The sequence below is a fragment of the Microcoleus sp. Pol8_D6 genome (assembly GCF_036700965.1).
In the GTDB taxonomy this organism is placed as follows: domain Bacteria; phylum Cyanobacteriota; class Cyanobacteriia; order Cyanobacteriales; family Microcoleaceae; genus Microcoleus.
In genome coordinates this window covers 1-13724 of sequence record NZ_JAUBPW010000015.1, presented here as the reverse complement: position 1 = coordinate 13724, position 13724 = coordinate 1, and the positions used below count along the sequence as shown (strand labels likewise).

The 13724-nt window shown below is 45.3% G+C and carries 11 protein-coding genes and 1 pseudogene; 3 read left to right on the top strand and 9 right to left on the bottom strand.

Going from position 1 to position 13724, the window contains the following annotated elements:
- Positions 1-24: 24 nt before the first annotated feature.
- From QUA10_RS08745 to QUA10_RS08715, 7 genes are all read right to left on the bottom strand, one after another.
- Positions 25-339, bottom strand: coding sequence for a YlxR family protein (locus QUA10_RS08745; RefSeq protein ID WP_333082450.1), 315 nt, complete (start codon positions 337-339; stop codon positions 25-27).
- 262 nt (positions 340-601) lie between these two features.
- Entirely contained in the window at positions 602-1885 is a 1284-nt protein-coding gene (nusA, locus tag QUA10_RS08740) for a transcription termination factor NusA (protein WP_333082451.1), read from the bottom strand.
- Between the two features lie 293 nt (positions 1886-2178).
- Complete coding sequence (gene rimP / locus QUA10_RS08735; protein WP_333040953.1) at positions 2179-2646, bottom strand: ribosome maturation factor RimP; 468 nt, start codon at positions 2644-2646, stop codon at positions 2179-2181.
- A gap of 334 nt (positions 2647-2980) precedes the next feature.
- The gene (locus QUA10_RS08730; protein ID WP_333086222.1) at positions 2981-3130 is read right to left on the bottom strand and encodes a hypothetical protein; all 150 of its coding nucleotides are present in this window, start codon (positions 3128-3130) and stop codon (positions 2981-2983) included.
- 2 nt (positions 3131-3132) lie between these two features.
- Positions 3133-3282, bottom strand: a complete 150-nt coding sequence (locus QUA10_RS08725) for a thiamine S protein (RefSeq protein ID WP_333082452.1) — start codon at positions 3280-3282, stop codon at positions 3133-3135.
- 71 nt (positions 3283-3353) lie between these two features.
- A complete protein-coding gene (locus tag QUA10_RS08720; protein ID WP_333082453.1) occupies positions 3354-4745 on the bottom strand; it encodes a response regulator in 1392 nt (463 codons plus the stop codon).
- Positions 4742-7570, bottom strand: a complete 2829-nt coding sequence (locus QUA10_RS08715) for an ATP-binding protein (RefSeq protein ID WP_333082454.1) — start codon at positions 7568-7570, stop codon at positions 4742-4744. Before QUA10_RS08715 ends, QUA10_RS08720 begins: the two co-directional genes overlap by 4 nt.
- Positions 7571-8440: 870 nt before the next feature.
- On the opposite strand from QUA10_RS08715, the pseudogene QUA10_RS08710 reads away from it, so the two are divergent.
- Positions 8441-8569 (top strand): annotated as a pseudogene (locus QUA10_RS08710) (IS5/IS1182 family transposase); the annotation flags it as partial.
- A 25-nt stretch (positions 8570-8594) separates the two neighbouring features.
- Here QUA10_RS08710 and QUA10_RS08705 read toward each other — a convergent pair.
- Complete coding sequence (locus QUA10_RS08705) at positions 8595-10046, bottom strand: hypothetical protein (RefSeq protein ID WP_333082455.1); 1452 nt, start codon at positions 10044-10046, stop codon at positions 8595-8597.
- Positions 10047-10655: 609 nt separating this feature from the next.
- Between QUA10_RS08705 and QUA10_RS08700 the strand changes: the two genes are divergently transcribed.
- Both QUA10_RS08700 and QUA10_RS08695 read left to right on the top strand, forming a co-directional pair.
- Positions 10656-12155 carry a GUN4 domain-containing protein gene (locus QUA10_RS08700; RefSeq protein WP_333082456.1) on the top strand — a complete coding sequence of 500 codons (1500 nt, stop codon included), beginning with the start codon at positions 10656-10658 and terminating at the stop codon, positions 12153-12155.
- A gap of 324 nt (positions 12156-12479) precedes the next feature.
- The gene (locus QUA10_RS08695) at positions 12480-12743 is read left to right on the top strand and encodes a hypothetical protein (protein WP_333082457.1); all 264 of its coding nucleotides are present in this window, start codon (positions 12480-12482) and stop codon (positions 12741-12743) included.
- 128 nt (positions 12744-12871) lie between these two features.
- Here the strand turns inward: QUA10_RS08695 and QUA10_RS08690 are convergent, their stop codons facing one another.
- Positions 12872-13399, bottom strand: a complete 528-nt coding sequence (locus QUA10_RS08690) for a P-loop NTPase family protein (protein ID WP_333082458.1) — start codon at positions 13397-13399, stop codon at positions 12872-12874.
- Between the last annotated feature and the right edge of the window lie 325 nt (positions 13400-13724).

The window sequence follows — 13724 nt, the reverse complement described above, 5'->3', positions numbered from 1 at the left end:
TACTGGTAGGGCTGCCAAGAGGGTTTATACAGTCGATGCCGAACTATTGTCGGTTTTTCGTCCGGCTAGGCCAGAGTAAGATGTACAGTCAGATGTGGCTAAACGCTGCCAAAGTGTTTGGTACAGTTCGTCAGACACAGGCGCTTTGAGCGATCGCCCAAGTCGATTTTTTTTCTGAGCTGCTTTGAGGCATTCTGCTTCCCGACAAAGGTAAGCAGAACGGCCCATGCCACGATCTAATTGTACCTGATGAGAAGGATAGAGCCTGACTACTCGCCAAAAAGCTTCCTTATGAGCTATTTTTCGACAACTTGCACAGCACCGGTAGTTCGGTTTCATTTCTTGTGAGAGGGGAAGTAGGGGACAAATCCTCCTTGTCTGGCGAAAATAGAAAATCTTATGACAAGGAGTCAGAAGACAGAATTCAGAATTCAAAATACGCCATGCCCCAAGTCAGGGGTAAGGGTCACGGAAAGAATTTTTTCGGCTCCACGATTAAAATCGGGGGCTTTAAAGCTCGATTCTCCATCCTGTCGCACAGAACCCATGCTGGATTCTGGCTCCTGAATTCTGAATTCTTCTTCGGTAAATGTCACAGTTGTTAGACTGCGGCTTCGGTTTCCTCCGTCGCGGCTGCCTCCTCTTCCTCAAATTCTGCGGTTTCCTCGTCGTAGTAGCCTGCTTCGTCTGCGTCGTAGTCGCCTGCTAGTTCTTCGAGCCTAGTTGCTTCTGCTGCCAATTTGCTGTCTTCGGCGGCGCGATCGTACTTAGCAATATCTTTGATATCGATTTTCCAACCGGTTAGGCGGGCTGCGAGACGGACGTTCTGACCTTCTTTGCCAATGGCAAGACTCAGTTGGTCTTCAGCGACCAAAATGTGAGCTCTCCTGCCTTCTGGAGCAACTAAACGCACTTCATCTACTCTAGCGGGACTCAGAGCGTTAGCAATATAAGTTGCTGGGTCTGGAGACCAGCGGATCACGTCGATTTTTTCGCCGCGCAATTCGTTGACTACTACCTGAATCCGCGATCCCCGCGCTCCGATGCAGGCTCCTACGGGGTCTACGTCGCGATCGAGAGTATCAACTGCTATTTTAGTCCGGGGGCCGACGTGCCGGGAGGGGGGATTTGCCTCCCTGGCTACGGCGACAATCCTCACCACCCCGTCTTCTATTTCTGGTACTTCGTTAGCAAACAGGTAAACCACCAAACCTGCGTCGGCTCTAGAAACAAGTAACTGCGGCCCACGAGTTGAGCCTTCGCCTACTTTTTTGAGATAAACCTTGAATGTAGCGTTGGCCCGGTAATTGTCGTTGGGCAACTGTTCGCGCTTAGGGAGTTCGGCATCTACTTCTGGCTGACCGAAGCTGCTGGTAACTGCTAAAATTACCGACTGCCTCTCAAACCTCAGCACTCTTGCTTGAAGAACGGTTTCTTCTAAATCTTTAAACTCTTCTTGAATCATTTTGCGCTGTTGATCGCGCAGTTTTTGAGCGAGAACTTGTTTGGTTTGGATCGCGGCCATGCGACCAAATTCTTTTTGATTTGGTGTTACGTCTACGAGCACGATGCTCCCAGGCTGAGCTTCCGTAGCTACTTCTTGCACTTCCGAAAGTGAGATTTCGTGATCGGGATTGATGACTTCTTCGACAATAGTTTTGTTGGCTAAAACGCGGAAACCTTCTTGTTCGGCGTCGAGTTCTACATCAAAGTTGTCGAAGTATTCTTCGCTGAAGTGATCGAGTTTTTGGGTACGGCGGTAGCGTTCGTATCCTTTGAGCAGGGCTTCTCGCAAGGCTGCTTGGACGGCGTGTTTGGGTAAATTGCGTTCTTTGCTAATACCTTCGACCATTTCTTTTAGTCCGGGCAGGGGAACCATTGACATATAAAACACTCCTTTTTTGCTGTGGTAATAAGTAACTGGTAATCGGTAATTGGTACTGGGAAAATTTCAAGTAGAAGTGATGACAGAGGAGTGATGAGTTCCTGAATATGATTAGGGGAAATCGTTGCTGTAACAATTTATTTTTTGTCCCTATTCAACCCGCTGCTACAGATATGATTGTTAAAAATTAACTCGCAGCCAAGCGTTTTCAGCTTGCTGCGAGGCAATCTCAAAACTCAAATCGGGCGGGCACAGGGGCACCGCCCCTACAACTCAAAACTCAAAATTTCCCTTTACATCTCCTTTCCTTCGTCTAGTTCAACTTTGACAATCTGAGGGCGGGGAATTTTAACCTGTCGCCCTTTTTGATTGAGATAAACCGCTGTTTCATCCCGGCCCAGGAGTAGTCCTTTCCACTCTTTGATTCGCGAGTCCGGTTCGGTGGTTTTGGCTGTCACGGGGAAACCTTTAAAGGTAATGAATTCTCGATCGCTGCTGAGCAATCGGGATATTCCGGGACTGGAAATCTCTAGCACGTAGGCATCGGGTATGATGTCGGCTGCCTCTAACTCGGCATCGAGGGCTGTGCTCATGCGCTCGCAGTCGGCTAAACCAGTGTCTTGTTGGAGGTTGCGGATGTCTACCCGCAAAACGGGAGGATTTTGGTTGGTGTGAAACACTGCTCCCACTACTTCCAATCCCAGTGTTTCCGCAACGGGGGTAGCTAAGTCAATGATTTGTGGGATTAGGGGATGAGTCATATCGAATACTTCAGTTAAAACTCCTGAACTCGGACACGGGCAAGGAAAAATTTGGTGTTGAGATTGCTTGGCTTTGAGGTGGTTTGATTAGGTGGCTGCGACTTTCGTCTTCAACTTTGGGACTTACCCAACATCCCAGCAGGGGATCTCAAGCGGGGGGGTACCCCTACTAAATCAGTCCTCAACTTGCAAGTCAGACGCCCTGAGTTCTTTTCCTGCGACTAATGCAACAAAAAAAGTGGGCTTGACCCACTCCTAGGTAAAACAATTTCTTCCAAGAAGTTTGAGGACTTCTTCCGATCGAAGGGAGACCTCAGTTCTCAGTTTAGCTCGATCACCCGCCCGGTGACAAACCGATCGCCATCGGCCGACTGTCCGAGGGCAGAAGGGAAAAGCTGACAGGGGGAATGAGGAGGACTTGATCGCCGTTTTGGAGTGGGGCGAGGGCCAATTCCTGGTGGATACCGTGATCGGGTGCGATCAATCCTAGAACAGTGGGGGAGTGGCACTCAGGCGTTCTAGGACTTGCGATACGGGAGTTTCTTTGGGAAATTCTAATTTTAGTTCGGACCAGCCCTCTGCTTCTTGATAGGTGGCGAAGAGTTTGACAGTGAGGGTGATTGGTAGATTCGACATGGGCGATCGCCAAATTAACAGTATATTGACCAAACAGCCAAACTAAGATTCACCATAAAAAATCCCCATTACTAATGCTGAATAGGAAGCTCAATTACAAACTCTACCCCCCATTCGGGCGAGGAGATGCAGGTCAGCGTACCCCCATGTTTTGCTTCTACAATCTCACGGCTAATAGACAAGCCTAAACCTGTCCCTTTACCCACTGATTTTGTAGTAAACATCGGCGTAAATAAATGCTGCATTATCTCCGGCGTTATCCCCAGCCCATTATCAGCAATCCGAATCACAACTCTGTTGCCCTGAAGCATTTCAGTGGATATCCGAATCTGTGGATTGTCATTGCTTTGTTGCTTTTCTCCGCAGAGCGGACAACTGATCGTAGACTCTTCTAAAGCATCAATTGCATTCGCTAATACATTCATAAACACCTGATTTATTTGCCCAGGATAGCACTCGACCAGGGGTAATTCGCCGTACTCTTTAATAACCTTAATAGCTGGGCGAGTGCCTTTACCTTTCAATCGATGACCTAAAATCAACAGGGTACTATCTAGCCCATCGTGAATATTCACTGGCGTTAGTGCCGATGTATCCAACCGAGAGAAATTACGCAGTGACATAGAAAGATTGTAAAGTCGCTCTGTTCCGACCGCCATTGAATCAATAATTTTTGGCAAATCTTCAACAATAAAATCTAGCTCAATCTCCTGGAACTTATCCTCAAATTCTGATGTCGAAGTAACATTGTGCTGGCAAAGCCGAGTCATCTCGATCAAATCTGCAATATATTCCTTGGCAATAGGAATATTATTGGAGATAAAACTAACTGGATTGTTAATTTCATGAGCCACCCCAGCTACAAGTTGACCAAGGCAAGCCATCTTTTCACTTTGAACGATTTGCACTTGAGCTTTTTTAAGATTATCCAAAGCTTGAGAAAGTTCAGCCGTTCGTTCTTCTACCCGTTTTTCTAACTCCTGCGCGAGCTGATGTAACGCTGCTTCTGCTGCGAGTCTGTCTTCAATTTCCCGTTTGAGAAGCAGATTTTGATCTGCAAGAATTTTAGTAAGAGAACGCAGTTTTAAATGGAGATTGACTCGAGCTAACACCTCCTTTTGTTCAAAGGGCTTAGTAATGTAATCCACAGCCCCTAGATTAAAGCCTTTGACCTTATCTCCTATGTCAGAAAGAGCAGTCATAAAAATTACCGAAATTTCGTTCGTCAACGGGCTTTCCTTCAGGCGATGGCAGGTTTCAAACCCGTCAATTCCTGGCATCATCACATCTAACAGAATCAAATCAGGCTGAGTATATTCAGCCTGTTCGATGGCAGTTTCGCCATCAGTTGCTACCAATATCTCCCATCCAAAACCCGCTAAAGCTTCAGAAAGCACGTCCAGATTGCTAGGATTATCATCGACGATTAAGATGCTACTTGTTTCCATATTTGCTGCCTTCATTCTTTTTCTATCCTGTGGGATGTAATAAACTCTTTAATTTTTTTGACCTGATAGCCTTGGGCTAACTGGCGCAGCTCAACAGCAAAGGACACAAATTTTTGATCCAATTTCTCTATGTGTTCGCTGCGCTTCACAATTCCTTTCACGTTGCCTCTCATCGCCAGTTCAAGTAGAAGTTCAATTTCTCCGGGCGGGGGAGCAACTACAGAATTGGATTCAGAAAGTGATTGAGGATCAGAGGAAAAGGGAATATGGCTGATTTTTTCATTTTTTTGTTCGTCATATATCCATTCAAGTTTTAAATACTTTTGCAACATCTCAAATAGCTCTTCTGCCTGCACTGGCTTACCGAGAAAATCGTTTGCTCCCCCCTCCAAACTCTTATGTTGATCGGTAGCAAATACACTGGCAGATGAAGCAATGATTGCTAGGTCTTTATAGTGTGACAAATTTCGGATACGGCGCATCATCTCAAAGCCATCTAACACTGGCATCACCAAGTCAGTGATAATCAGATCAAACTTACACTCTTCTATTTTTTCTAAAGCTTCTTGACCGTTTTTAGCTTCGGTTACTTCAAAGCCGAGGGGTTCCAGGAGATTGACAATGACCGAGATGTTTTCCCATTTGTCATCCACAACCAAAACTTTCTGCTTTCTACCTTGGTAGCCAACCAGCTTTCTGTGGTTGGCAATCGTGGTTGTATTTGCCCAGTCTGTCGCTTCCCGTAAATCCAAATCTATCCAAAAAACACTGCCTTGTCCTGACTGACTTTTTACTTGAATGATACTACCCATCATTTCAACAATTTTCTGGCTAATTGTTAAACCGAGTCCGGTTCCTTCCGCCTGACGCTTGCTATCTCCTACCTGTTCAAAAGGCAAAAATATTTTTTTTAATTGTTCGGGTGTCATACCAACGCCAGTATCTTCAATTTGAAACCTAATTTTGTGAATTGGTGAGGCTGGCTTTTGGTTATGGCTTTGTACCTTTGCACCTGTCCCCTTTTCCAGATGTTCTATCTTAAAAGTCACTCGTCCCGAGTCTGTAAACTTAATTGCATTGCTCAGTAAGTTAATTAGTACCTGTCGCAAGCGTTTTTCGTCAGCGTAGATGCCAGCAGGAATTTCCGAACTGGGTTGATAAACAAAAGCAATTCCTTTTTGTTCGGCTCGGATGCGGCAGATTTCCGCGACTCCCTGCAAAAAGGAAGGAAAATGGAAATCCTTCGCGTACAGTTCCAATTTCTGGGCTTCAATTTTAGCGAGGTCTAAGATGTCATTGATCAGGGTTAGCAGGTGGGAGCCACACTGGTGAATAATACTGATGCCTTGGAGTTCCTTCGGAGCCATCGTTTTTGAGCGTTCTAGGATTTGAGCGTATCCTAAAATTCCATTGAGTGGTGTTCTCAATTCGTGACTCATATTCGCTAAAAATTCACTTTTAGCTTGGTTGGCAGTATCAGCGATTTGTTTGGCTTCCGTGAGTTCGGCGGTGCGTTCTTTTACTCGGATTTCTAGTTCGGAATTGGTCTTGGCTAGCGCATCAAAGGATTCGCGCAACTGTTGTGCCATCAGGTTGAAAGACTGACCCAGAACTTCTAGTTCTTCTACGCCTTTTACCTGCACATTTTGCTCTAAATCTCCACTCGCAATTGACCTAGAAGCTTCGCTCAAACGGAGAATGGGGTTGGTAATCCAGCGTGCGGTTAATATTCCTAAAACCGTAGCCATTCCCAAGGCTCCTAAACACAATAAAATGGTAGTCTGGGTATTGGCGTTAATTTCATCCATGAAGTCAGCTTCGGGAACTGTGACTATAATCAACCAGTCCAAACCACGATTGTCTTTATAAGGAAGCGCTTGTAGAAATTGTCGTTTGCCATCGAGCCAGAAGTCAAGCTGTTCTCGCTGGGCAATTTGTTTTAGATCGCCAAATTGCTGTTGTAATTGCTTAGTAGCAGAGCTTAGTAAGGGATCTGTGCTGTTAACTGCATCAATGCGTTTAGCTTGTGCATTTTCAACTAAAAATGGCTGATGTAGGGTAGAACTGGCAACGATGAGTCCTGAGCGCTCGATGATAAAAGTTTGCCCTGAACGACCGATTTTTATGTTTTTGAGAAAGTCACTAATTTGTGTTAGAAAAAAATGGTCAGCGAATACCCCAATGACTGCTCCGTTACTATCATTGAGAGCAACACTAGCAGGCAAAACCATTTCTGGGAAAGCGTGATAGGAAAATATTTCGCCCCACACTGGTTTGCCTGCTTTCACGGCAGCCACGTACCAGGGTCGTTCCTCTATCTTGAAGTCGGGCTTTTCCTGAATGAGCCTTATACGCTCTCCGTCTTTAGTCATATCATAAAATCGAATACTTCCCCCTGTGGCTTGGCCGGCTTCCATGATTTGCAAGGTATCTTTTTTAGGTTTTAATGCCCCAATAAACCCATCATATTTTTGACTACCGAACATAATGGAACCTGCTGTCGGAAATAACTGTACCTGCTGCACAAAGTAGCGCTCTAGGCGTGGCAAGTCTTGAACGTCAATTTGACCTAGGCGGACAGCCTCAAGATTGATTTGATTGACTAGGTGGGGAGCCTCTAAATATTCGTTAAGCTTCTGATTGATGCGTTCGGAGACTTCACTGCGGAGTTGAGTCGCAACATTATTGACCGCTTCTTGTCCGTTGCGTACCGACACCCAAGCGGTCAGCCCGACGGCGGCAAATATTTGCAGAACGAATGGGAATACTAAAATCAGGCGCAGGGACACCTTTTTTTTAGAACGGTTTGACAGGAAAGTGCTTGCAGAGGTCTGTGACATTGATTGGTGTTACTCCTGGGGTAACGAGTTGGCTGAAAAATCTCAGGGGATTTAGTGAAATGAGGCTGAGGAAATATATATTGAAAAGCAATCTATAATAGTTAGTGAAAAGTTTGAGACAGTAACTTGATTAAACAAGAATGGCTACTTAAGTATTTTTTATGGTAGGGGTAGAATAAGATATGACTAAAGATACTGACGCGCCTTATTTTTTTCTAGCATTGGTAATTTTTTTTAGCCTTTAGGAAACCAGTTAGCAATCATATCTAATAGATTACTTGGTTTAGAGCTATTTTTAGTAGTTTTTAACTTTACTTTACAGATTGACTCTAAAAAGTAGAATATCATCAAACTTACATATAAATTGATATAATGTACGGATAAAAAAATGACCTTTCTCGCTAACAACATGACAGCCCAGGCCGGTGAGAACCCTAACGGCGGTCTCACTCACTACCGCGCTGAAGATGTGATGCACAAACCTGCAGATAACTCTGGTAGAGAATGACGATCGCACATGAAACTTTACAATTCCAGCAAGTTTCATTTGCAGGAGTTACAGCAGGGTAATTACTAATTGCTAATTGGGGAAGAAAAAAATAAGTAGAGCGGTGGAGCAGAGGGGATTACGACACAGAAGAGGGTTAGGGCTATTCTTTTAATTATGGGAAATTACCTAAGCTTAATCGTGAATTTGGTATTAGAGGTAAACACATGGCTGGCAAGGATTTAAAGCTTTTTCAAATCCTAGAGGCTAGGGTTTGTCATCAGTTAATGTAAAGGAAGGTAAAGGAGAGATACAGCCGACTAGAAGGTTCGATCGCCGTAAAAAGCCAGCGTTATGCCCTACGGGATTAACAGTGGGAAAGGATCAAAGATTTGTGGCGCGGAGGAGAAGTTGCTGTGGGGGGATAGCGTGCCTACAATCGGTTGTTCGTGGAAGCGGTTTTGTACCGCTACCGCGCGGGCATCGCGTGGGGAGACTTGCCCGAACGGTTTGCGTACTTCCGAGTCATGACACGCCCTAACGCGGGGCTATCTGTTGCAGTTCTTTGGCTTGTTCTAAAATTTTCTCGAAGTCTTCTTCGCTCAACCGCTGAATGTAGTTGATTTTGAACTCTTCTAGAAAGTCGCACAGCAGCAGTTGTATTTCTTGCCAGGTTTGCTGCTGTTGCAGTTCGGTTCCTAAAGCTTGCCCGAAATGTTGGACTAGCTGGCTGGAGAGTTTGATGCTTATGGGGTCTTCGCTGGCGATTTTGAAGGCTTCGTAGGCATCTTGGGGGCCGAGGGTGGCTAATTTGGAGAGTTCTGCAACTAATTGCTGTGCTAGCTGTTCGGGCAGGTTTCCCAGGCCGGGTACTTGCTTCCATCCTTGATAGAGGGGGGATTGTTTGAGCAAGCTTTCAATATTGTACCGGAGAAGGGCTTCTAGGTCTGGCTGAAGTTGGGGAAGGACTTTGTAGACGGTTATTTGGACTAGATGGGTGGCGATCGCTTCTATTTCATTGATATTGTTGATGTCTAAATAGCGCTGTTTTTTAGATTGAAAGAGTTGACGAGCGAGTTCGCCTGTGGTAATTGATTGTTGCATCTGGTTGATGAGTTGAATTACTACAACTTCGGTCAATTCTTGGGCGAAGTTGGCGACGAAACCTCGGCTGATTTGGGTGCGTATGGGTTGGAGATCGGGCATTTTGGCTTGGTGAATGCGAATTGTGACGGGTAATATTCGCAACAGGCGCCAGAATGGGAGCATCAGGAAGATGTCGTACCATCGCCAGAGCATGGCTGCTCGCCAAGTGACGCTGCGGTGGCGGCGGCTGATCAAGTAGGTACGGGCGAGAAATTCGATCGCAAATATGGCAATGAATGGCAGGTCGATTAGCCAGAAGTTATCGGTGAATTCACCGTTTTCTCCAATCTCGCGGAAATAGTTGGTGGCAATTAATGGCTTGATTTTGGCGTCAAACCATTTGATTTCTTTTTGCCAGCCTTGTTTGTTTAAATAGTCTTGGCTCCAGAATCTTTGGAATGATTGTTTAGCGGAGTCTTGCGGATTCGGGACGCGATCGCGCATCCGGTCTTTGATTTTTTCTAGGGTGCCACTTTTTGATGCTACTCGAAAGGGATCTTCGTCGATCATTTTCGCGCTCAGATTGTTTATTTCCTGCAATTTGGCTGCTACTTGGGGAGAGGGCAATCCTGTTTGCACTACTTGAATTTTTAATTCTTCTAATGTTTCTAGATATTGCTGGGTGTCTCGGTGGGGTTTAATTCCTTTAAATGGGTCGTATACTTGAGTTAGAACTGGCAGTTGCCGGAGGTAGAAATCTCGCCCGGGGACGTAAGTTATGTCAAATAATACTAGGCTTAAATTTCCTAGGGCAACCAGTGCCATGAACCGCTCGAACCAGGGGACTTTTGGTGATTTTTTGCGGGAGTTGGGAGTGGGAGAGGGCTGTAGTTTTGGTGTCACTGAGGGTTCCTAATTAAGTAGACCTATGGAAATAGATGTAACTGGTAATAGCTGAAAAAAGGAAAGAGGGAAAACTGGCTAATTGTCTGGTGGCGGTCGGATTGCGATCGCGGAAGCTAGTCTTTATTTTAACGTGCGTTTGTTGAGGAGTTTTGGATTGTTGATTCCGCCTGGTTAGGTAATAATTGATGCTGCTAAAATATTAAAGCCGATCGAAGTTGACGGAAGCTGTGGCTCCCGTTAGTGTGCTTCTCTCTGGTAATAAAATTATATCTCAGGCAGAATCCTCAGTTTTTTTGGCGTTGCAGAAATCACGCGGCTGGTAATAAATTACTATTTCTGTTTAATCTGGTGGCTCTTTGACCGCTAAATCAAATGTATTGCACACAGGGGAGTCTAAGGTTAGATGAGGACTTCGAGTTTGAGGTCAAACCCTCAAGAGAGTTATACTTGCTCAGGGGCAGTCTGGTGAGAGCGCCCCCTCTGATCGCGAGGGTGGCTGTCGCCTCCGTAAGGTTCGAGGTCTCGCCTCTAGAAAAACCAGCTCGCGATCGGACTCTTGAATAATATAAAACCCTGAGTATAATTTTGTTCGCATTTTTTTAATATATGACATACTGCCTTAATCTCGATTGCCCAAGAGACAAGCGTCAGAACCCACCAGGCACAAAGTATTGTCTTAATTGTGGTTCAAAGCTGCTACTAAAAGACCTTTATTCAGCAACTGAACCGCTACGCGATGGGGGATTTGGCAGGACTTTCCGAGCTGTTAATCATGGAAAATTTGAGGAATTGTGCGTGATCAAACAGTTGTCACCCCCTCAAGAGTTTCAGCGGAAACCGGGTCATTTTAAAAAATATGTTCGACTGTTTGAACAAGAGGCAAGGCGGTTATACGAACTGAAGCACCCGCAAATTCCTCAGTTAATTTCTTATTTTGAGGAAGATGGGCGCTTGTATTTAGTCCAAGAGTTTATTGATGGCAATAATTTAAAGGATGAGTTAGATAAGTACGGTGCTTATAGCGAAATCAAAACTTGCGAACTGCTGTTAGATTTGTTGCCTTTATTGAAGTTTGTTCACGACCGAAATGTAATTCACCGTGATATTAAGCCTGAGAATGTGATCCGCCGATCTCGCGATCGTAAGTTAGTGCTGATAGATTTTGGGGTTTCTAAACAGGTAGTAGCTGCTGCTCCTACCAAAACAGGAACTAAGTTGGGAACTCCTGGCTACGCGGCTCTAGAACAGCGTCACGGTAGGGCTGTTCCTGCTAGCGACCTTTATAGTTTGGGGGTGACTTGCATTCGCTTGCTGACTTCTGTTATGCCTTATCTGGATATCTACGGGGACATTCACGATGACCTTTACGATCCGCTTGAAGGCCGGTGGCTTTGGAGGGAGGCTTTGCCAAAAGGAACACAAATTAGCGAGGATTTAGGTCAGGTTTTGGATAAGTTGATTCAGGAATATGTTAAAGATCGCTACAAATCGGCTGTGGAAGTTTTGGATGCTTTAAAACCTCCTGTTGTTGTTGTCCCCATGCTGGAAAAGTCGCAGCAGGCAACTGTCATTAGTCCTTCGGTTCCGACTCAACCTGTGACGGATACTCCGCTAGTTTCGGTGAATTTAGAGTCCGAAAAAGGTATTGATTATTCTCACTTGGCCAGGCTGCTGGCTGCTAAAAATTGGCGTGGTGCTGATGAGGAAACTTCTGTGAAAATGCTGGAGGTGATGCAGCAAAATTCACGGGGTTATTTGAGTGAGGAAGATATTAGGAAGTTTCCAGCTAAGGATTTGCAGACTATCGATCAACTTTGGGTGCGGCACAGTCACCGCAGATTCGGTTTTTCTGTGCAAAAGGGTTTGTGGCTCAAGTTGGGGGGAAAGCCTGGTGTTTATGATGCTACAGTTTGGGAGAAGTTTGGCGATCGAGTGGGCTGGCGGGTTAACAGCCAGTGGGTATACTATTCGGAGCTGAATTTTACTTCTAAAGCAAAGCCTGGACATTTGCCGGGGGGAACTGTTTTTGGGTGGGAAGGCGGGGTTTTGTGCGGTGTTTTGGGTTTGGGTGGGATCTGGTTTCTGCTGTCGCGGCGGGATTTGTAGAGTGAAGGTAGAAGGTAGAAGGCAAAATTTATTAGTCAGGCTGCACCCTCCGCGAAGTCGAAGTGTTTGTCATTAAATATAGCCGTTCTCAGTAACATGAGGTGCACGCTTGATAAGCGGGCATAGGGCATAGGGCATAGGGCATAGGGCATAGGGCATACCTCACCAAGATTGAGAACTGCTATAGTTTTGAGTTGGGAATTAAAGTGTTAACAAGTTTTGAGTTTAATCATCTGTTATGTAGAAAATAGCTCTCAAAAAAGCGAAAATAAGATATAATCACAAACCCTTTTTTTTGTGCTATGTTCTTAGAGAAGGTCAAGTTTGCAAAGTCAAAAGCCAGTCCTCGACCGTGGCCAACCCTGGGGACTGGCTTTTGCTCCAATTTACCAAGGAGATTTATCTAGTATGTTGCAAGAAAAACGTCTCAAGCCGTGGACTATAGTTCGCTCGCTTCCAAATGTGGAAAAGGTGGTTGTGGGTGAGTTTCGCAGTTGGTCTGATGCAGACGGTCATTTGAAAATTCTCAAGCGGATGGTGCCGGCGGATCGATTGAGTGTTGTTTTCGATCCGGTAGTTCAAGCGTAACGTCGCTGGTAAATTGATCAGCGTGCGATCGCTCTTTGAGCTAAGCGATCGCCTCTTTTTTTAGATACTGTTTTTTTACATAAAAAATGCGATCGCCAAACGGGCGATCGCAACTTGAATCATTGTCCTTAACTGCGGCGAATTTCAGTAATTTGGTCGGCAACATCCAAAATTCTTTGGGGCATGGATGGCCCGGTAAAAATCATATCCAAATGATGCGGCTTGTTGTCAATCAATGCCACCACTTCGGCTTCGGGAATCAATCCCAAATTAACCGCTAAACTCAATTCATCGAGAATAACTAAGGAATAACGACCTTCGCGCACTGCATTTTGAACATACTGCCACAATTGTTCGATCGATCGCGTCTCCAGCTCATCTAAATCAGCATTCTCAATGCAGCGTGACAAATCGCAGCGCACCCAATCTAAATTTTGCCCCAGCCGCACCGGATGCTGATGCCCTTGATTAATTCCCCCTTTGAGGAACTGCACCGCTAGCACGGGAGCTCCCTGTCCTGCAATTCTGAGGGCTTGAGCCATGACACTGGTAAAAAAGCAGCGGTGCGGGCCTGTAAAGACTTGCACCAGCCCTTGAACTGTGTAGGGTAAGTTGTGGTTTAAATTTAGTTTAGGGGTTTGTAACTGAGCAACCATAGGGCAATATTTAATCAGCAACTAAGTCTTGAGTGCAGCTCCGACCTTGGCGTGGCTGAAGCCTGCTTGACAATATATAGTGTACGGGGCCGAGTGCACATCGGATCGAACACTATATATACAAGTTGTCAAAAGCTCGCGGCAGTGGCATTCGCAGTCGTTTGTGCAATTTTTGAACTCAATTAGCACTTACACAGAAACGGGGTTTTTTAGGAAAATACGGCGTGGAGCTTGACATTTATACAGTTATACCAATTTCCTAAAATAGTGCTACAGTTAGTAGGTGTACCTTTGGTGAATTAGTACCCAAATATAAAGAATAAAA

Coding starts and splice junctions, on each gene's coding strand:
- rimP (WP_333040953.1), bottom strand. CDS start 2,646: ATGACTCATCCCCTAATCCCACAAATCATTGACTTAGCTACCCCCGTT.
- QUA10_RS08700 (WP_333082456.1), top strand. CDS start 10,656: ATGACATACTGCCTTAATCTCGATTGCCCAAGAGACAAGCGTCAGAAC.
- nusA (WP_333082451.1), bottom strand. CDS start 1,885: ATGTCAATGGTTCCCCTGCCCGGACTAAAAGAAATGGTCGAAGGTATT.
- QUA10_RS08745 (WP_333082450.1), bottom strand. CDS start 339: ATGAAACCGAACTACCGGTGCTGTGCAAGTTGTCGAAAAATAGCTCAT.
- QUA10_RS08720 (WP_333082453.1), bottom strand. CDS start 4,745: ATGAAGGCAGCAAATATGGAAACAAGTAGCATCTTAATCGTCGATGAT.
- QUA10_RS08715 (WP_333082454.1), bottom strand. CDS start 7,570: ATGTCACAGACCTCTGCAAGCACTTTCCTGTCAAACCGTTCTAAAAAA.
- QUA10_RS08690 (WP_333082458.1), bottom strand. CDS start 13,399: ATGGTTGCTCAGTTACAAACCCCTAAACTAAATTTAAACCACAACTTA.
- QUA10_RS08725 (WP_333082452.1), bottom strand. CDS start 3,282: ATGTCGAATCTACCAATCACCCTCACTGTCAAACTCTTCGCCACCTAT.